This is a genomic window from Chitinophagales bacterium (assembly GCA_041392475.1).
Taxonomy (GTDB): domain Bacteria; phylum Bacteroidota; class Bacteroidia; order Chitinophagales; family UBA2359; genus JAUHXA01.
In genome coordinates, this window is sequence record JAWKLZ010000002.1 from 1,261,628 (window position 1) to 1,281,970 (window position 20,343).

At 39.3% G+C, this 20,343-nt stretch carries 17 protein-coding genes; 13 read left to right on the forward strand and 4 right to left on the reverse strand.

From position 1 onward, the window contains the following. The first annotated feature begins 191 nt into the window (after positions 1–191). The 7 genes from recR to R3E32_18485 all read left to right on the forward strand — a co-directional run bounded on the left by recR (position 192) and on the right by R3E32_18485 (position 5,938). A complete protein-coding gene (gene recR, locus R3E32_18455) occupies positions 192–812 on the forward strand; it encodes a recombination mediator RecR (GenBank protein ID MEZ4886716.1) in 621 nt (206 codons plus the stop codon). A 67-nt stretch (positions 813–879) separates the two neighbouring features. Then, complete coding sequence (locus R3E32_18460) at positions 880–1,662, forward strand: alpha/beta hydrolase (protein ID MEZ4886717.1); 783 nt, start codon at positions 880–882, stop codon at positions 1,660–1,662. 6 nt (positions 1,663–1,668) lie between these two features. After that, on the forward strand, positions 1,669–2,331 hold the full coding sequence (locus R3E32_18465; protein ID MEZ4886718.1) for a CBS domain-containing protein: 663 nt from the start codon (positions 1,669–1,671) through the stop codon (positions 2,329–2,331). A 199-nt stretch (positions 2,332–2,530) separates the two neighbouring features. Further along, positions 2,531–3,997 carry a BamA/TamA family outer membrane protein gene (locus R3E32_18470; protein ID MEZ4886719.1) on the forward strand — a complete coding sequence of 489 codons (1,467 nt, stop codon included), beginning with the start codon at positions 2,531–2,533 and terminating at the stop codon, positions 3,995–3,997. After that, positions 3,994–4,875 carry an NAD kinase gene (locus tag R3E32_18475; GenBank protein MEZ4886720.1) on the forward strand — a complete coding sequence of 294 codons (882 nt, stop codon included), beginning with the start codon at positions 3,994–3,996 and terminating at the stop codon, positions 4,873–4,875. Before R3E32_18470 ends, R3E32_18475 begins: the two co-directional genes overlap by 4 nt. Positions 4,876–5,011: 136 nt before the next feature. Next, positions 5,012–5,581, forward strand: coding sequence for a DUF4240 domain-containing protein (locus R3E32_18480; GenBank protein MEZ4886721.1), 570 nt, complete (start codon positions 5,012–5,014; stop codon positions 5,579–5,581). A 24-nt stretch (positions 5,582–5,605) separates the two neighbouring features. Further along, positions 5,606–5,938, forward strand: coding sequence for a hypothetical protein (locus R3E32_18485; GenBank protein ID MEZ4886722.1), 333 nt, complete (start codon positions 5,606–5,608; stop codon positions 5,936–5,938). A 5-nt stretch (positions 5,939–5,943) separates the two neighbouring features. Here R3E32_18485 and R3E32_18490 read toward each other — a convergent pair whose 3' ends face one another. Beyond that, the gene (locus tag R3E32_18490) at positions 5,944–6,741 is read right to left on the reverse strand and encodes a DUF2797 domain-containing protein (GenBank protein ID MEZ4886723.1); all 798 of its coding nucleotides are present in this window, start codon (positions 6,739–6,741) and stop codon (positions 5,944–5,946) included. A gap of 213 nt (positions 6,742–6,954) precedes the next feature. On the opposite strand from R3E32_18490, the gene R3E32_18495 reads away from it, so the two are divergent. Together R3E32_18495 and R3E32_18500 are read left to right on the forward strand one after the other, a co-directional pair. Beyond that, complete coding sequence (locus R3E32_18495) at positions 6,955–7,962, forward strand: hypothetical protein (GenBank protein MEZ4886724.1); 1,008 nt, start codon at positions 6,955–6,957, stop codon at positions 7,960–7,962. A 165-nt stretch (positions 7,963–8,127) separates the two neighbouring features. Continuing rightward, positions 8,128–9,156 (forward strand): hypothetical protein, encoded by a 1,029-nt coding sequence (locus R3E32_18500; protein MEZ4886725.1) that lies wholly within the window; start codon positions 8,128–8,130, stop codon positions 9,154–9,156. Positions 9,157–9,161: 5 nt separating this feature from the next. On the opposite strand, the gene R3E32_18505 is transcribed toward R3E32_18500, so the two are convergent. The 3 genes from R3E32_18505 to R3E32_18515 all read right to left on the reverse strand — a co-directional run bounded on the left by R3E32_18505 (position 9,162) and on the right by R3E32_18515 (position 13,960). After that, complete coding sequence (locus tag R3E32_18505) at positions 9,162–10,217, reverse strand: metal-dependent hydrolase (protein MEZ4886726.1); 1,056 nt, start codon at positions 10,215–10,217, stop codon at positions 9,162–9,164. 59 nt (positions 10,218–10,276) lie between these two features. After that, a complete protein-coding gene (locus R3E32_18510) occupies positions 10,277–13,099 on the reverse strand; it encodes a M14 family zinc carboxypeptidase (GenBank protein ID MEZ4886727.1) in 2,823 nt (940 codons plus the stop codon). A 228-nt stretch (positions 13,100–13,327) separates the two neighbouring features. Continuing rightward, a complete protein-coding gene (locus R3E32_18515) occupies positions 13,328–13,960 on the reverse strand; it encodes a TetR/AcrR family transcriptional regulator (protein MEZ4886728.1) in 633 nt (210 codons plus the stop codon). Between the two features lie 234 nt (positions 13,961–14,194). Between R3E32_18515 and R3E32_18520 the strand changes: the two genes are divergently transcribed. The 4 genes from R3E32_18520 to R3E32_18535 all read left to right on the forward strand — a co-directional run bounded on the left by R3E32_18520 (position 14,195) and on the right by R3E32_18535 (position 20,312). Further along, the gene (locus R3E32_18520; protein ID MEZ4886729.1) at positions 14,195–15,109 is read left to right on the forward strand and encodes a phosphoribosylaminoimidazolesuccinocarboxamide synthase; all 915 of its coding nucleotides are present in this window, start codon (positions 14,195–14,197) and stop codon (positions 15,107–15,109) included. 17 nt (positions 15,110–15,126) lie between these two features. Next, positions 15,127–16,380 (forward strand): phosphoribosylamine--glycine ligase, encoded by a 1,254-nt coding sequence (gene purD, locus R3E32_18525; GenBank protein ID MEZ4886730.1) that lies wholly within the window; start codon positions 15,127–15,129, stop codon positions 16,378–16,380. Positions 16,381–16,475: 95 nt separating this feature from the next. Continuing rightward, positions 16,476–17,510 carry a Holliday junction branch migration DNA helicase RuvB gene (gene ruvB / locus R3E32_18530; protein MEZ4886731.1) on the forward strand — a complete coding sequence of 345 codons (1,035 nt, stop codon included), beginning with the start codon at positions 16,476–16,478 and terminating at the stop codon, positions 17,508–17,510. A gap of 138 nt (positions 17,511–17,648) precedes the next feature. Beyond that, positions 17,649–20,312: a hypothetical protein gene (locus R3E32_18535; GenBank protein ID MEZ4886732.1), complete on the forward strand. Its 2,664-nt coding sequence runs from the start codon at positions 17,649–17,651 to the stop codon at positions 20,310–20,312. The last annotated feature ends 31 nt before the right edge of the window (positions 20,313–20,343 follow it).

Genomic DNA, 20,343 nt, shown 5'->3' on the forward strand with positions numbered 1-20,343 from the left:
TTAGAGATAGAATAAAAAGATTATCATCCAGAAAAATACAATACTCTCCACAAGAACACTCTCCTTTCTAAGCATTTTTTTGGGTAAGAAAGCACAGAAAGATATTTGGTGAAATAAAAATACGAACTTATCCAATTGTTTGTTTATTTTTGAAAAATCAATCAGCAAAATTAAATACCTAAACATTCACTATGAATTTTCCTTCAAAGCTAATTGAAGATGCTGTCAATGAGTTCACCAAATTACCTGGAATTGGCAAAAAAACAGCCTTGCGATTGGTACTTCATTTACTAAAAGAAGATACCAAAAATGTAGAGTTGTTTGGTCAAACAATTGTCAAGATGCGTCAGGATATTCAGTTTTGTCAAAAGTGCCACAACGTTTCTGACCACAGTGTTTGCAGTATTTGTTTGGATTTGAATCGAGATGGTTCTACCATTTGTGTGGTTGAAAATATGCGTGATGTGATTGCCATTGAAGGTACGCATCAATACAGAGGACTTTACCACGTTTTGGGTGGAGTGATTTCCCCTATAGATGGCATTGGCCCCGATAATCTTCATATAAATTCACTTGTTGATAGAGTAAAAAAAGGAGATGTCAAAGAAATCATCATGGCATTGAATCCTACAATGGAGGGAGATACGACTATTTTTTATATCTCTAAAAGACTACGAGATGAAAAAATTCGTATTACTTCAATAGCCAGAGGAATTGCATTTGGAGGTGAGTTGGAATATGTGGACGAACTTACATTGGCTCGTTCAATTGCGACTCGATTACCTTATGAAAATTATTTGATGAATCATTGATGAATGAAAACCATGCACATAATTGATTTTCGTTTTTATATGATTAAATTAACTTAATGTATTGCAAATGGGACTTAAAGTAATCAATAAAGAACAATTTAGCTATATTGAAGAAGGGCAAGGTACTACCATTGTACTTTTGCATGGACTTTTGGGTTCTTTGACCAATTTTTTGAAGATCATTCCTCATTTTGCCAAAACCCATCGGCTTATACTGCCCATATTGCCTATTACCCAATTGCCTCTTCGTCAGACAAGCGTTGAAGGTCTAACCAATTATGTGATTGATTTTATCAATTATTTAGAATTGGATGACTTTATTTTGGTAGGCAATTCACTTGGAGGGCATTTAGCGGTAAATTACCTCACAAAGTATTCCCACAAGGTTTCGGCATTGATACTTACAGGCAGTTCGGGTTTGTTTGAAAATACTTTTGGCACTTCTTTTCCCAAGCGAAAAGACTATGAATTTATCAGACAAAAGACAGAATTTACATTTTACAGTCCTCAAACGGCAACAAAAGAACTGGTTGACAACGTTTTTGAGAATACGAGTAAACGTGAAAATGCTTTGCGGATTGTCATGTTGGCAAAATCTGCAATGCGTGAGAGCGTAGAAAATCTTCTTCCCAACATTACGGTTCCTACGTTGTTAGTATGGGGAAAACAAGATAGAATCACCCCACCATTTGTAGGAGAAGACTTCAAAAGGCTTATCCCTAATTCTGAACTGCATTTTATTGACGAATGTGGACACGCTCCTATGTTGGAACAACCATTGGATTTCAGTAGGATTATGCGTCAGTTTATCAATAAAGTATCGCACACTTCCGAAATCACGCAATTTTAATCGCTTATGATAGCCAAGAAATTAATCAACGATACGATACCTCCTTTGAAGCTAACCGATGACGGCGAAAAAGCCCTTTCTTGGATAGCGGAGTTCCATGTGCATCACCTTCCTGTGGTAGATGGGCAACACTATTTGGGCATCATTTCGGAATATACGATTTATGATACCAATGAAACGTCAAAGCCACTGTCAAGTTATGATTTCTCAGAAAAACCACCCAAGGTTCAAGAATACGATCATATCTATGAGGTGATGAAAATCATGAAAGCCAATCGACTGACGGTCATGCCTGTTGTGGATGAAGAGCAACACTACCTCGGCTTGATTACCCTCGACACCATCACCGACTATCTCTCTCACGCTCAAGGCATGGAAGAACCTGGAGGAATTCTCATTTTGGAAATGCGAACCAACGACTATGTACTCTCAGAAATCGCTCGTTTGGTCGAATCCAACGATGCCAAAATATTGAGTATGTACGTTACCACACATCAAAGCGGTGGTTCTATGGACGTGACTCTCAAAATCAACAAGACCGACCTGACCAGCATTTTACCGACCTTCGAACGCTTCAATTATATGGTGAAAGCCTACTATCAAGAAGAAGATTATTTGGAGGATGTACAAGAAAGATTGGATGAATTTATGAATTACCTGAATATTTAGCTTGCTCTAAAACCTACATTTCGATAACTTTTTTATAATAGGATAAAAATCAAATTACTAAGAAATTATTTTTATATCAATTAGTAAATTTTCAATTATTATTAAGTTTGATTTTCAATTCTCTGTGAAATATGACCAAAACGTAGGCTAAAAGTATCTCCTTTAATCTTTTCAATACTCTAACTAGCATTTCAGGCTCATGAACAGGATTGTAACCCAAACCTATGGAATGTATCTAAAAATAATTGGTTTCCTTTTTCTGTTTTTGCCTTTTTATCTTTCTGCAAATCAGTCCATTGATTTCACTTCAATGATTGCAGACAGCTCCATTACAGACTATGTAATCATCACCGATATCGCCATTTCAGGCAACAAACGCACCAAAGACCACATCATTTTTAGAGAGTTGGATTTTGCAGTAGGAGATACACTTCAAAGCGCAAAACTGACCGAAACCCTTGAAGAAAGCCGCAATCAGGTTTTTAACACGACTTTGTTCAATGACGTAAAAATTGAAGTAGGCGAACAAGAAGGTATTTTAGTCAAGTTGCACATTGCAGTCGAAGAACGTTGGTATGTGTTTCCTGTTCCCATATTTGAATTAACCGACCGCAATTTTAATGTTTGGTGGAAAGAATACAACCGTGATTTGAGCCGAACCGAATATGGTCTAAGGTTTTACCACTACAACTTTAGGGGGCGCAAAGAATGGCTCAAAGCAACCGTTCAGTTTGGATTCACCAAAAAATACGAGCTGGAATACATCATGCCCTTCATTGACAAAGCCCGAAAAATTGGAGCGTATTACAAACTTTCCTACATCCTCAACCGAGAACTCCCCTTTCGGAACTTCAACAATAGTCCAGAATTTTACAAACACGAAGACGGCTTTCTTCAAAAACGCTTCAATGCCTCTATTGGCAGCAGCCTCCGCCCCAATATTCACGGTTTCCACCGTTTGTATTTGGATTATTTGCACAACAGCATTGCAGACACGCTCGCCGCCTTGAATCCCGATTATTTTTTAGAAGGGCGCACCGAACAGACATTTCTCCAGTTGATTTACAGCTATACCGTTGACCTCAGAGACATTGCAGCTTATCCACTGTCAGGCAGTTATTTAGATGTGCAATTCATACAATCTGGCTTGGGCATTTTTGGAGATGTCAGCATGACTTCCTTCACTGCCAACTACTCTCAATACCTTTCTTTGGGCAACAATTTTTATGCCCTCGGCAATGTGAAAACCAAGTTCTCCTTTCCCAAACAACAGCCATTTTTCAATCAGCGTGGTCTGGGTTTTGGCTTGGACTATTTGCGAGGCTATGAGTTTTATGTCATTGATGGACAAAGCTATACCATGCTTCGCTCCGCATTGAAGTATCAATTACTCAAGACCAAATTCCGCAACCCTCTGTTCAAATCCGACCAATTTCGCACCATTCCTTTAGCGATTTACCTCAAAACCTATGGAGAATTGGCTTACGTCAAAGACAATTACTATATGGATACCAACCCTTTAGCCAATCAATGGCTAAAAAGTGTAGGCGTAGGTGTGGATGTTTTCAGCTTCTACGATTTGGTAGCCAGCTTTGAATATACCCGCAATGGCTTGAAGGATTGGGGATTTTATGTATCTTTCGGTCTTAACTACGATGGAAGATGAAAATTGGCATCTTTGGAAAACTTCTTAAACAGAGCGATCTCGATTTTGTAAAAGAATTGCTCGCCCTCCTACTCCAACGAAAACACGAGTTGTGGGTACACCATTCCTATTTCCTTCAATTGGAGGAACAACAACTTTCCGCTCACCTTCACAGTTTTGAGGATGCAGATGTAAGGGTGGGTTTTTTGGATTGTTTGTTTAGCATTGGCGGTGATGGCACTTTGCTGCATACCATACGTTTTATCAAAGATTCGGGTATTCCCATTTTGGGGGTCAATATCGGGCGTTTGGGCTTTTTGACGGGTGTAGTGAAAGGACGTGTAAGCGAAGCTATTGAAGCATTGGAGAAAGGCAATTATCTGCTTGACCATCGTTCGCTCTTGCAATTGACCAGCAATCATCCTATTTTTGAAGATGCTCCTTTTGCGCTCAACGAACTGACCATCCAAAAAAAGGAAACCTCTTCGATGGTCACAATTCATACCTATGTGAATGGAGAGTTTTTGAATTCTTTTTGGGCAGACGGTTTGATATTGGCTACTCCAACAGGTTCAACGGCTTATGCCCTAAGCGTTGGCGGGCCTATCATCGCTCCTACTTCCAAAACACTACTGCTTGCGCCCATCTCCCCCCACAATTTAACTGTCCGTCCGATTGTGATTTCCGATAATTCTACGGTGACTTTCCAAATTGAAGGACGAGCCGAACACTATTTTTGCACCCTAGATTCGCAGTCTGTCACCATTGATAGCAGCTATGAATTGACGATTCGCAAAGCAGAGTTTACTATTTCGCTAATTCGTTTTGAATGGAGCAGTTTTTACCAAACCATTCGGAGTAAGCTGATGTGGGGGGTAGATACGAGGCAGGAAATATAGTACAGTGATTAGTAAATTAGTGACTGGTGATTGGTTTTCAAAACTATTAATTGTCAGTTCTTTCGTCCAAAGTCCAAAAACCATACTTCCTTATCTTTTGTTTAACAACTATCTTTTCTTGTGAAAACCCTTAGTCATGACTTTACATAGAATAAAATTGAAGGAATTAGATAGTCAATATATTCAACAACTGCAAGCCTTATACCCAGACAAGGAAGCAGAAGTGGAAATTTGGATAACAGAGAACCAACAAAATGAATGTACCGAAGATATGTTTTGGAACATTATAGGATTATTTGATTGGCAAAACACAGGAGATGATGAAGCTGTCATGGCAAAGGCTGTTCAAAAATTGAGTACATTGCCTAAAAAAGCAATAACCGATTTTTACGATTTACTTGCTGAAAAACTCTATTTCCTAGATGGACGAATATATGCGGAAAACTCTACTGATGATGGCTACTTTTCTGCTGACTTATTTCTATACGCCCGTTGTGCAGTAGTCTCCAATGGCAGAAAGGTTTATGAAGATATTTTAAAAAACCCCATTCTTTTTCCAAAAGACCTATACTTTGAAGCACTATTGAATTTGCCACATAAAGCATGGCTTAAAAAAACGGGAGAAAACTTACAATATTCACCCAGGTATGTATTTGAAACGGGATTTAATGTAGAAGGCTGGGGAGAAGAATCTATTGTTTTGTAACCTTTTATTGATAAAACTATAGATATGAAAGGAAAACTACATGGAAATTCTTTAGACAACCCAAACCTCCACCATCTCTATGAAATCCACGATAAAAAAGAAAACGAAATCTTCAAATATGGCATCTCGGATGATTCTATTGAAGATGATGGATTATCAAAGCGCCTACGTGACCAACTGAACAACATGAATTTAGTTGTTGGATGGGAACGTTTTGAAGGAAAAATTTTGATAACGGATATTGCTGGTCGAAAAAAAGCAAGAGAAATAGAAGACTCTTATATTGAGCGTTATAGAACCAAACATGGAAGGAATCCAAGAGGAAATCCTCCTCTCGGACGCAAACCCAAAAAATGAACGTTTTAATGTTCCATACTCACCCAATATCCCGTATGTTTGCGAATGTTAAGCACTCGATTGTCCGTAAAAATCAAATATTGCCCCTTGATTCCCTTCAATTTTCCTTCAATTTCAGGTAATTTGTCAAACCCTACACTCGAAACCTTCAAAGGGTAAGCAGTCACAGGATAATTCAGCGTAAAAATATCATCTTTTTCAGAAATATATTGCTGCAAATCTTCACTCAAAAGAGCTTTTGCTTTCGCTTTTTCCTGCAATAAATCAACTCCTTCTGCTACCTGATTTTTCAACATTCGTTGCCAGTTCGTTTTGTCCGAAAGGTGTTCCTTCAATGCCACTTCAATCGCTCCCGCCAATTGACGGTAAGGCGTTTCTGCCAATCGAATAGCCTGACTTGCGCCTTGGTCAATCCAACGAGTCGGTACTTGTTCTCCACGAGTCACACCCACTTTCACTCCACTCGACAATGCCAAATAGACTACATGAGGTTGAACATGATTTGCTTCTTCCCAAGCCACATCACGCCCAATTCCGAGATGTCCTTCACACAATTCTGGTCGTATGATACAAGGAGAATTTTGGGGTGCATTCTGAAAACAAGGAAAACATAAACCTTCCCCAAACGATTTTTTGGTTTTTCGACCACACACTTTGCAGTTGATTTGACCATTGTAGCTCAACTTAATGTTCTGACCTATCAGCGGGTTCATGTCCACTAAATCCTCGCCTATGACCATTTGATATTCTATCGGGTCTGTCAAATGTGCTTTCATTTTGCGTAAATTACCTGCGTACTCCATTAGATTGCTGTTTAATATTGTTTTACTTGATATATCACCAACACTGATTCATCCATTACAAGCTTATTTCACAATGAACAATAAGCCTATATCAATCGTTAAAATAAGAAAAATAGGCGTTACTATTTTCTGAAATACCGTCTATATTTCAAAATGCAAGATACTCATTTACAATTATTTTTTGATTGACCACTTTAATAAATACTCAATAATATGAGCAGATTTACTTTCACTTTCCTAATCACCCTTCTATTTTTAGTCATTTCTTCTTCTCCTGTTATTTTTGCTCAAGAAGGTTATCCAGAAGGCTCTCCTGAAGCAGTATCAACGGATAAAGATAAAGTCATTGGAACGGATGAATACCCGAAATTTCCGAGTATCAACGAATTTACGGCACAACAAACCTACATCAAACCAACCTTTGAAGTAATAGGCGTTGAAACTTCTTTGGGGCATGATACACGTCCCGCTTTTCAAGTAATTGTCCCCAATCAAGAACCCGATGATGTGGCGAAAGAATGGGAGAAATTCATGAAAAAATACGGTGCGGATGTAGATGAAACCGAAGCTACTATTGATGCAAAAGGTGCACGAATCAGTGATATAGCCAGTAAGTCTATGAATGTATATACCAAAATTCAACAGAAAGTTGAAGGCACAGGTGTTGTTGCCATATTTGAAACCGACAAAGAGGAATACATAGGAGATGATTTGCAGATGAATAAGGGAATAGAAATGCTTATGAGCAATTTTGCGATGAACTTTGCAAAGGAGGATGCACAAGAAAGACTGAAAAATGTCGAAAAATCATTGAAGGATTTGGAGAATTTAATGGATAAATTGCAGCGCCAAAATGAAGGCTATCACAAGGATATTGTGAAAGCAAAAGGCGACATTGCAGAAGCAAAAGGGACTATTGACATGACTAAACAACAGAAGGAATTGACCGAAAATATCATTGATGCCCATCAAGAAAGTGAGGCGTATTTGGAGGATGATGTGGCTGCAAAGGAATTGAAGAAACAGAATAAGGAACTGAAGAAACTCGAAAAAACGAAAGAAAAAAGTTATAAAAATATTGACAAAGAGGAACAAACAATTATTGAAGCCAAAGAAAATATTGAAGAAAACGAAAGGCAACAGAAAATGGTACAAGAAGCCATTATCAACCAACGTCAAGAGGTGAGAAACGCACAGCAATACTTGAAAGTATTTGAATAGTTTTGAAGTAAAAGAAGTGCATTTGTAAGCATTTTGAAGACTTTTATAAGCACCTTTTCTATAAAAATCTCGTTCTTGTCAGTAAGCAAACAAATATTTGAACCTTCAAATGAGTTATGTTTGTGTGATGAGAACGAGATTTTTTTATTGCAATCATTAATAAATATGACCATATTCAAAACCTTACTATTGCCATTCTCTTATTGCCAATTTGCTGCAATTCTTTCCCTTTTTTTACTGCAATCCATTGCTTTTGCACAAAATGATTTGGAGTACAACTATCTAAAAATCAATCATCAAACAATAGAGCGTGAAGGTGCACTTCGCTACATGACCTTTCACGACCACAACAGCCTACTTGCCCCCACTGCACCTTATCACGAACACTACTACCGTGACCCACTGACCAATAACACCGAACACTACAATATCACCTCCCTCAATGCACAATGGTACTTAAATAGCCGAACATTGGCCTATTTGTATCTGCCCTATATCTCCAATGAGCGGCATATTGAAAACTCGCTGAACGATGTAATGAAAAAAAGCGGCATAGGAGATGTGATTATTGGTGGCAAATACTATCTCTACAACTCGGCACTTTATCAGCAATCTCCCGCCTTCAAACAATATGTACTTTTTGGAGTGGGCATAAAGCTCCCTTCGGGTAGCTACAAAAATTTCGATGACCAAACACGAGAAATTGAACCCACCTTTCAGCCAGGCTCGGGAACAATGGACTTTGTATTAACAGGTGACTACCAACTCCAATACCACCACCTCATCCTGCAAATAGCTGCAAACTACCGCATCAACAATAAAAACAAATATACCTACAAATTTGGCAATCAAATAACCGCAGGCATTGAGGCAATGTATGAATGGTCTTTGTCCTCCAATATTGGCATTACTCCAAATATTGCTCTTCAATATACGGATGCCAACAGCAATGAACTCAACGGCAAGATTCTTAATGGCAATCCCACAGCGTCCCGATCTCTTGGAACAGGTGGGCAAGCACTTTGGAGTAGTCTGGGTTTGGCGGTCAAAATCAACCGTACTCAACTGCAATTCGATTATTTTTCACCTCTTTCTGAAAATTTTGTTGGCGAGCAGTTGGGGTACAATTCACGTTGGGAAATAGGTTTGCGCTGGGATTTTGGGAAGGGGAATTTGTTGGAAACGAGTAGGTGAGTTTCCTACCGCCCCTTCACCCGCTTCCACAACATCCCAAACACCTCACCCACATCCTCAGGAACTTCCCGAGTCTCATAAAAATGCACCTTTCCATTTTCATCTTTGCTCAACGGAAACGAAAAAACATAACCCATATTTTGATTTTCAAAGCCCATTTTGCCGAAAGTAAAATCGCTGAAAATAATTTGCTCACCCCGTTTTTCAACCACATAATAATCGTTGGCAAACCACTTCAACCGATTCAAGGCATACGTTCCTTCAAAGTCCGCCAACAGTTCTTCATTGCGGGGAAAAAACTCAAAGTCAATCTTTTTGTCCTTGTCGTCAAAAAATGAGTGATAACCAATGTAATAACCACCTTCCACTTCCGCTACCGCATACCACAGCACATTTTGAAGTGGAGAAGGGGCAGACATATAGCGAGAATACGGAATCTTTTGTTCAGTCAAAGCCCTTTCAAAAGCATCGTTGGCAAAGGATTTATTAACCAAAGTAAGACACAAATACAAAGTGCTGAACGCCAAACCTGCAATATTGACCATTCTCCTTGTTTGGCTCGTTTGCTTCAAAAAGGAACAGGCAATGATCGAAATGATAAATGGAACGGTGTAAATCGGGTCGACAATAAAAATACTGTTGAAGCCCACTCTGTAGTCACTGAATGGCAACAACAGCTGGGTTCCATAAACCGTAAAAGCATCTAAAAGCGAATGGGTCAAAAAACCCAAACCAAACAACAATGCCCATTCCTTGAAGGTAGTGGTATTGCCGGGTGATTTGTTGTACCATTTGAAGAACAGCCAACCAAAAAACAAACCTGCAAAAACGGCAAAAAAGATGGAGTGTGAAATGCCTCGATGCACCGTAATTCTGCCTATTTCGTCCAAAAAAGGGTACAACACAATGTCTAAATCGGGAATTGTACCTGCCAATCCGCCCCATAGAAGGGCTTTGTTTCCGATTTTTTTGCCGAGAACTGCCTCGCCTACTCCTGCGCCTAATACAAACTGGGTAATGGAATCCATTGGAGAATGAATTATTAAGGTTGAAGTGAACATTAAAAGGTCAAGTTTTGATTGACCAAACCCAATGTCAACACAAAGGTAGGAATAGTGTTTTACTCGTACCGAACAATCGGAATACACAATGCAGAAGAATGTCTTCGGTAAAAATTGTAATCTTTCACACTGACCAATCCATCCATAGTCAAATCAGCTCTCACATATTCGTTCAAAAACGCCAGTTGTGTCTGATAACCATTGAAGTCTGCAATAGATACAATGCCATTTCCGTCCACATCGCCCACCTTCAGTGCAAACACATTTTCCGCCATTTCCACCATTTGACCAATTCCTGCCGCTTGATTTGCGGCTGTTGTAAAGTCGTAGGTCTTGGGCAAGGTCAGGGTCTCGGCACTCATAATGTCCAAATGATTGCGGTGTCGAACAACCATAAAATAGGCATCTGTTGGCGCAACATCCTGAAACAACACACCTTTTTTGCCCGAAACATCCATCACCGAACCATCTGATAGCAACCAAGCTGCTTTTTGAGTCACCAAACTTGTATCCGTTGCACTCCTCAACTCTACCAATATCCAATCCACTACATTTGAAGGCATTGCAGTAAAATTCTCCACACTTTCCGTTCCCCCATATTCCCACGGCAACACATTGAAGGGCTGCGAAATTGGCAATAAATTCTTGTCTTTCAAATAGGTATTCATTTCACCCGTTTCGACATTGTACGCCCCTTCCAAAATAAGCTTCAAGTCCGCCACCAAAGAAGTTCGGTATGTCACCTTCAATTCGTCAAAATAAAAACCATCAGCTCTCGTATTGCCATCCGATTGCAGCAAAAAACAAATCAACACAGAACTTCCCGCAAAATCCGACAAATCCATTTCTTCTCTCACCCACTTCAATTGTTTTCCGTCATAAATCGGTTCGCCTTCAGGCTGATAACGTGTGCCGTCTTGCGTAAAATTGCCGCAAAGAGGTATCCATGATTCTCCATTGTCATTTGAAGCCAATACTTGTGCAAAATCACGATGCGGCTGAATGTCCCATTTTGCCCAAAAAGTAAGTTTGGCTTCCAGCGCATTGCTTAGATCAATCGCTTGCTGCAAAACAATGGTCGTACTATCAAAATTTTTGTAGTTCGTGTAAGGTGAATCAGTTAGACTGTAATTACCGCTATACGCCGTTTGATTGGTGCGGTACCAACTTTCGGTTGTCCAACCGTTGATATCTTCCGCAGGATGCTCAAATACGATTGGAGATTTATACCATTTGGTAACAGTGTCGGTAGTCAGCGTAAAATCTCCATTATTGACCAATATGACATATTGAATGGCATCTTCATATTGAATATCAGTCGATAAAATGTAATTAAAAGTCAAAGTTTCTTCTGCCAACAAATTGAGGTTGCTGCTATTGACGGGAGCAGAAGTAATAGATAAATTGGAACTAATCGGCTGTATTTGAACGGTAAAAATAGCACTTTCCTTCAATCCTAGTCTCTGGAGTTTTACCTTCAATGTGTCTTCTGTGTCCTGCAATGGTTTTTCGGAAGCATCTGTCGCTACGGCATAGTTTCCAGCCATATACGCATATTGCAGATTGCTCCACACGTTTTCTTGGCAAAGCGGTATTATCCTACTTGGTTCAGGCCAAAAATTGTCTGTCGATTTTCCAACTTCTGGAGTGATGGCAAAAATCTTGTTTTTAGTCGTTTGTTCTCCATACATCCAATCATCCGAATCCCCATTTGCCAAATAACTCAACGCTTCACTCGTTGTCCCGTAGATGTAGTTGTTGTGCCAACCTGTTCGGTGACACATCTGCTGAAAAAAAGCGTGGTCATCGGTGTATGTATTGCTTGCATAACCCCACGGATAGATCAAAAAATTGCCGTAGGAATGGTAATTTACTGCAATCTTGAAGTCATAGGTTTCACAAAATAGTTTGACCAACTGGGTTTCGGATTCTGAAAAAGGAGTTTCGCCCCGATAAGTATTGGAATAGGTGTTGGGAGAAGAACCCGTATCGGTATATCCCCATTCATAGCTATAGTTTCGGTTCAAATCCACTCCCACATTGCCGTCTTCGTGTTGTTGCCGATTTTTGCGCCACATTCCACCTCCTTCGGGGTTGGTGAATTGATTGTACACATAGCCATCTGGATTGACACAAGGCACAAAATACAGCTCTCGGTTGTTGACCAAATCCCGAATTTCAGCATTCGTATCATAGTTTTCGAGCAAATAATACATGAAGTAAATCATCTGCATCGCCGACATCGGTTCACGGGCATGGTGTAGAGCAGTATACAATACTTCGGGTTCATTTGACTCATTCAAATACGGATAGTCAGATATTTTTAGCCAATAGAGAGGCCGTCCTTCGTAGGTAAGCAAGTCATTACTGATGGGCGTTTTTTCGCTGATTAAATTCGGGTAGAGTTCGTGCATTTGGTCGAGGTGAAACAGCAATTCTTCGTAGGTCAAATAACCTCCCATACTTCCCATCTCAAAATTTTCGGGAATAGCATAATAGGGTTTGTCTTTGCCCAAGCCCCAATTATTATTTTTTTGCAGTTTGAAATCTGCAACACTTCTCACAGGGTCTGCTGCAATGCGTTTGGCGTAAAAAATAGCAACATCAGCTTGCAGTATTTTCGTTTTGAAACCAGTCTTTTTGACAATCTCCAATTCACTATTGGATAGTTCTGCAATGTAAGTCATTGAAGTAGGATGATTCTCTTCAACTGTATGCAGTTCTCCTCCACAATCTAAGGCCAATCCCAATTCCTGCAATGCGTGAAAATTATTTTTTCCGGACAAGTGAATTTCGACTTGATGATAAGCCTCTTGTTGCGAGTAGGAGGTCACAGCATATAAGAAGCTGCTTATAATCAGTAACATTTTGAAGTAAGACATACCTGTGTATTTTACGTTTTGATTTTTTACCCACATAATACAAAAAAGATGTGGAGATGAAAGGCAATTGAGATTAGTTAAATGCCTTTACTTATCCCAAACGAAAAATACAAAAAAGGTAAATCATTGCTGACTACAAATGGTGATAATGAAATAATTTAGACACTACCCAAAGTAGAACTCTATAGGTAGTGTCCAAACTAATTCTATGTATATTGAGGTTATTTATTATGCTTTAGCATCTAACAAATGCGATATGTTATTATTATTCAGTATTTCTATTCCGCTTCTTGTTAATACATTGCGAATCTTCAAAATAATTGCGTGGTAAAACAGCTCTACAAAGTTTTGTTTGCCTGAATAATTCTGAAATAGGAGTGCATTCATCAATTTTGAAAATAGTTCAAAAATGAAACTACTTTTGATAGAAGATAAAATTAGCCCTTTCTTTTTGCTTTCTTGAATGAACTCTTCTTGCTCTGCAAAAAAATGTTGTCTAACAAATTGTCGGTATTCTCTGAATATGTGCGGGAAGTATTGCTTCAAATCGAAAAAGAAATCAGATCCAAATTTAAACAATTGACACATAAGATTGTAGGCACTATAAACGAGTTTATCGAGTGGATTCATATAGAACTCCTTAATAAACTCATCCTCACGCTTAATGTCCGTAAAAACATTGTGTAAGCTTTCCTCTACCAGCTCATCTTTGCAGGTAAAGTGTTTGTGTATTTCGCTGATCGGGATGTTTGTCTGTTCACTAATATCATCTAAGGTAAGGTGTTGTATGCCATATTTGGCAAACAAGTGGTGCGTTTGGGTAAGAATAGTTTTTTTAGAATAAAAAGCTACTGTAACCATATTAGGGATCAATTTTACTGAATGATAAAGAACAAGTGATTTCGATGTAATAACGAAGATTCTCTTGATTAAGTTTTCTACCAAAATGGAATTTGTCGTATTTTAACAAAATTTGATTTGAAGACTATTTTTTGCATAAATAGCATTTATCACCTTGGTTGATACACTCGAATCTAAAGAAAGTTCTAATTTTACATTTTCCAAAGTTAACAAAAAAAAGGGATATTTCCAATTATGAATTACCTATACGAGTTCGATATTCCCGAATTAAAAAAAATCCATAGGGGTAAAGTCCGGGATAGTTTTAGAGTGGACGACAAACGAAGATTGATTGTGGTCAGCGATAGAATTTCAGCTTTTGACAGCAACTTGGAGAACCCTATTCCTTCAAAGGGAGCAGTTTTGAATGGCATTACAAATTGGTGGTTCGAAAACACCAAACACATCCTTGACAACCATGTGATTAAAATGATTGGCACAAATGCCATGTTGGTCAAGGAAGCCATCCCCATTCGGGTCGAAATGGTGGTCAGAGGCTATATTTGTGGCAGCGTTTGGCGGGGATATGAAGAAGGAGACCGTACTTTTTCAGGCGCAAACGTACCTGATAACTTGACTAGGAACGCACCCTTTCCACAGCCGATTTTGACTCCAACGACTAAGGAAAAGAATGACCGCCCAATCACCCCTGACGAAATCGTGACCGAAGGTTGGACAACTACCGAACTATACAAACAGATGTCTGAGAAGGCTCTGGCTTTGTACGATTTTGGCTCAAAGGTAATGGAAGAACGAGGCTATATTCTGGTAGATACCAAATATGAATTTGGTTTGTTGGACGGAGAATTGATTCTAATAGATGAAATCCATACACCTGATTCTTCTCGTTTTTGGAGTGCAGAAGATTATGCCAAATCTCCTTCAACAGCAGCCCAAATTGACAAAGAATTTGTCCGTCAATGGATGTTGGCAAACAGAACTCCGGACGGCAATTTACCTTCTGTTTTGTCGGATGAAGTCGTTGCAGAAGCGATTCAACGCTACCGCCATATTTATGAAACTTTGACGGGAAACCTATTGAAGGTAGATGAAACGGGGGATGCTTTGAAGCAGTTGAGGGAGAATTTGAAGAAGGAAGGGATTATTTAAAAAAATGAATTTTAACGATGAACATAGCAATACTCGGCTCAGGCGGTCGTGAACACGCCTTAGAATGGAAATTTTCTCAAAGCATAGGTGTGGAAAATGTATTTGTACTTCCTGGCAATGGAGGAACATACAACAATATGCCCATAGACCTTCAAAATTTTGCGGTGATTGAAGCCTTCTGCAAAACTGAAAACATAGGATTGATTTTTGTTGGCCCAGAAGCTCCTTTGGTTGGAGGAATTGTAGATTACTTCCAAAATCAAAATAGTCCCATCAAAGTATTTGGTCCTTCTCAAAAAGCGGCAATGCTCGAAGGTTCAAAGATTTGGTCGAAGCAGTTTATGCAGAAATATGGCGTAGCAACGGCTGATTTTTGGGTGTTTGAAAGTACCGAAGCTGCCAGACAAAAAATTGAAGAATTAGGCGGTGATTTGGTCATCAAATACGATGGTTTGGCAGGCGGCAAAGGTGTGTATGTGTGTGACAATGTTGAAGAAGCACTACAATCTTTGGAGGAGTTGCAAGCGAGTTATGGGGAGGATGCGGAGTTTTTGATTGAAACCAAACTCATTGGGCAGGAAATTTCTATTATTGGTTTTACAGATGGAAAAACCACCAAACTTCTTCACCCCTCCCAAGATCACAAACAACTCTTAGATGGCGACAAAGGTCCAAATACGGGCGGTATGGGAGCATTTTGCCCTGTTTCTTGGTGTGATGCTCCCATGCTGCAAGATATCATCAATGCCGTGGTTTTGCCGACAATAAATGGTATTCAAGCCGAAGATTTGGACTACAAAGGGGTGATTTATTATGGCTTAATGATGACCTCAGAAGGGCCAAAATTATTAGAATACAATGCTCGATTTGGCGACCCCGAAACAGAGGTTTTATTACCTTCTATGAAAAGTGATTTACTGCAATTGGTAATGGCTTGTTTTGATGGCAGTTTGGCAGATTTTCCATTGGAATTGGCAGATGACTACTTTGTGGATGTGGTAATGACGGCTGGTGGTTATCCAAAAAAATATGAGAAAGGCAATGAAATTACTGGCTTAGAAGACATTAGTAGTGAGGCATTGGTTTTTCATGCAGGTACTTCAAATGGCGAAAATGGAGAAATTTTGACGAATGGCGGTCGGGTATTGAACATTATTGCAAGGGGTGAAAGCTTAGAAGAAGCCATTGAAGCAGCATATATTGAAGTGAAAAAAGTACATTTCAAAGATGCTTATTACCGAACAGATATTGGCAAACGTCCAATTGTATAGGAATTGGTCTGTTCATTTTTTTACACTAAAATAATTATCGAAAAATCTGTGTTCTTTCGCATTTTATAGGTTATTTTAGCAAAAAGTAAAATTCCATGCGAAATGATTTGTTAAATGCGGACGACGAACATTTGAGTCCTCAAGATGAGTTGGTAGAAAGAACCCTCCGACCGCAATCTTTAAGCGATTTCACAGGTCAGCCCCACATTATCGAAAACCTCGAAATTTTTATAAAAGCGGCCAAACTTCGGGGTGAAGAATTAGACCATGTATTGCTACATGGTCCTCCCGGTTTGGGAAAAACCACTTTGTCGCATATCATTGCCAATGAACTCGGCGTAGGAATCAAAATCACTTCAGGTCCTGTACTCGAAAAACCTGGCGATTTGGCAGGTTTGCTCACCAATTTGGAGGAAAACGATGTTTTGTTTATTGACGAAATTCACCGTTTGAGCATTACCATTGAAGAATATTTATATGCTGCAATGGAGGATTTCACGATTGATATCATGATAGACAGTGGACCAAGCGCACGTTCTATACAATTGAGTCTAAACCCTTTCACACTTATTGGAGCAACGACTCGTTCAGGGCTTCTCTCCTCTCCTATGCGCTCTCGGTTTGGGATTACCTTTCGCATGGAATACTACGATGCCGAAACCCTCAAGGGCATCATCAAACGTTCGGCTGCTATTTTACGCACGCCCATCACCGAAGACGGAGCGTATGAAATTGCCCGTCGTAGCCGTGGCACACCTCGTATTGCCAACGCTCTGCTACGTCGTGTGCGTGATTTTGCCCAAATCAAGGGCAACGGAACAGTTGACTTAGAGATTGCGAAATTTGGTTTGAATGCGCTTCATGTGGACGAAAAAGGCTTGGATGAAATGGACAACCGTATTTTGACCACCATCATCGAAAAATTTAGAGGTGGCCCTGTGGGAATCAATACGATAGCAATGTCGGTCGGTGAAGAGTCTGGAACGATTGAAGAGGTATACGAACCTTTCTTGGTGCAAGAAGGCTATATCAAACGCACGCCACGAGGTCGAGAAGTGACGGCTTTGGCGTATGAACACCTGGGAAAAGTGCCTCCTGGTCAGACGTTGGATTTGTTTTCGGGAGTCTGATATGTTTTTTAAACATAGAAGCACAGAGTTTTCGTTATCAAAAAGATTCATTCAGTATCATCTAACTCTAAAAATCTCACTATTTTTGTATAAATTAAACATATTAGCGTCCAAACATCTTAACACAACCAATAGACAATGAGCGACTTAAAAATATTGTACTACAACGAACTCGATACCAAAGGCGTAAAACAACAATTCAAACGGGTAGAAGGCTTTTTGCAGAAGGGTGATTTCAAATCAGCTGAAGTAAAGAAAATGCCCAATACAGATTTTTATCGCGCCAAATTAGACCACACCAACCGTTTGCTCTTCAAATTCGCTCAGTATCAAGATGAAACCTACCTTTTGCTGTTGGAAGTGATACACAATCACGCCTATGATAAATCCAAGTTTTTGAGAGGGGCAGAAGTCAAGGAAGAGCAATTTCAGCCCGTTCCAAATTTGGTCAGCATTGAAGATGAGGATGTCAAAAAGATGGTTTATATCAACCGTCAATACAACAGCTTTCACGTATTGGACAAAATTATTTCATTGGATGGTGAGCAGCAAGCTATTTTTTCTTTGCCTACTCCATTGATTATCATAGGTTCGGCGGGAAGTGGTAAGACGGCTTTGACACTCGAAAAAATGAAATACCTCAAGGGGAATATCGCCTATATGTCTCTCTCACCTTATTTGGTCGAAAATTCTCAAAACATATATTACTCCAACAACTACGAAAACGAAAAACAAGAAGTTGATTTTCTTTCTTTTAGAGAATATCTGGAAAGTATTCAATTGCCGAAAGGCAAAGAAATTGTCTTCAAAGACTTTGAACGCTGGTACAATCGCTACAAACAGGCGGTCAAAATCAAGGAAAGCTATAAGTTGTTTGAAGAATTTAAAGGTGTATTGACAGGTTCAATTGTGGATAAACCCTATTTAAGCCGAGAAGATTACCTCAATTTGGGTGTGCGTCAGTCTATTTTTTTGGACAAAGAACGACCAATTGTATATGATGTTTTTGAAAAATATTTAGACTATTTGAAGGAAGGCAAATACTACGACTCCAATATTGTAGCTTTTGAACATTTAGAAAAAGTGTCTCCAAAATACGATTTTTTGGTGGTAGATGAGGTGCAGGATTTCACCAATGTTCAGTTGAAACTCATGCTACAATCTTTGAAGAATCAAGCCACTAATTTTATTTTGAGTGGTGACTCCAACCAAATTGTGCATCCCAATTTCTTTTCTTGGTCGCAGTTGAAGAGTATGTTTTTCCAAAGCAGTTTGAAGGGAACGCTTATCCGAATTTTGAAGACCAACTACCGCAATTCTCAAAAAATCACCACTTTATCCAATAATTTATTGAAGATTAAGAACGCTCGCTTTGGTTCGATAGACAAAGAAAGCACTTATTTGATTGATACCGTTTCGGAAACAAAGGGCGAGATTAATTTTTACCAAGAAAGCGATGCCATCAAAAAAGAATTGAATACCAAGACACAAGGTTCTGCAAAATTTGCGGTTTTGGTAATGAACAATGAGGAAAAATCTACGGTTAGCAAATACTTCAATACTCCTCTCCTATTTTCGATTCAAGAAGCAAAAGGTTTGGAGTATGAAAACATCATTCTCTTCAATTTTATCTCCAATTACGACAAAGAGTTTCGGCACATTACAGACGGTGTAACAGACCAAGATTTGCTGGACGAAAACATGCAGTTCGGACGAGCAAAGGACAAAACCAACAAAGAATTGGAGGCTTACAAGTTTTACATCAACTCTCTTTATGTGGCTTTTACGAGAGGCGTGAAAAATATCTATGTCATTGAAAAATCCAAAAAACACAAGATATTGACGCTTTTGGATGTCACGCAGGTACAGGAAAAGGTGACAATGGAGGAACAAAAATCAGATGCGAATGAATGGTTGGCGGAAGCTCGAAGGTTAGAATTGCAGGGAAAGCACGAACAGGCTCAGAGAATTAGAGATAAAATCAAAGGAATTGAATTTGTCAGTCCCGAAGAGGTGGAGGAATGGAAGCGAATGGCTTATCCGCCCAACTTCAGCAGTGGTGCACAGAAGAAACTTTTTGCCTATGCCAAAGACCGCATGGATTTTGAGATTTTGGAACAACTCGAAAGATTGGGATTGAAGGAAGCTAAAAAACACTTGAACGTTTTTGCGAATGATCGTCGCAGATTTGAAAAAATCATTCAAATGGATTACTTCAATGATGTGAGACGCATGGTAGAAAAATATGGAGTGGCTTTCACGACCTTAGAGGGTGAAACGGTTTTGATGGCAGCTGCTAAGAACGGAAGTATTCGCACGCTTAATTTTGCATTGGAGCAGGAAATAGACAAAACAAAGGTCAATAAAGAGGGTTTGACTGCTCTTCAACTGGTGATTCGCTCGTATGATCGAGAAAAATTGAAGTACAACGACTTGCAGAAAATTTATCCTCAATTAATGACTCCTTATCTCAAAGTTCAAACCGAAGATAAAATCATCAAAATCAACAAGTCTTCGATGGAATACTTCTTGGTGAATTATATGAAGGCGGTTATCGGCGATATTGTAGATGTGAACGATCCACCAAGTATGCGGGGCATGAAAATGGACGATTTTATGATTTTGATTGAGGATATGCCCGACATTATTCTGCCTGAATACCGCCGCAAGCGTCAATATGTTAATTCTATTCTTGCAAAAAATGAAGTGGATAGAAATGACCCTTACAATCGTCTTCTCTTCAAACGGGTATCAAGGGGCTGTTACAACTTCAATCCTAAGATGAAGATTTCTTATAAGTAGTTGAAGTTATTCAGATTTGGACTTCGTTAGC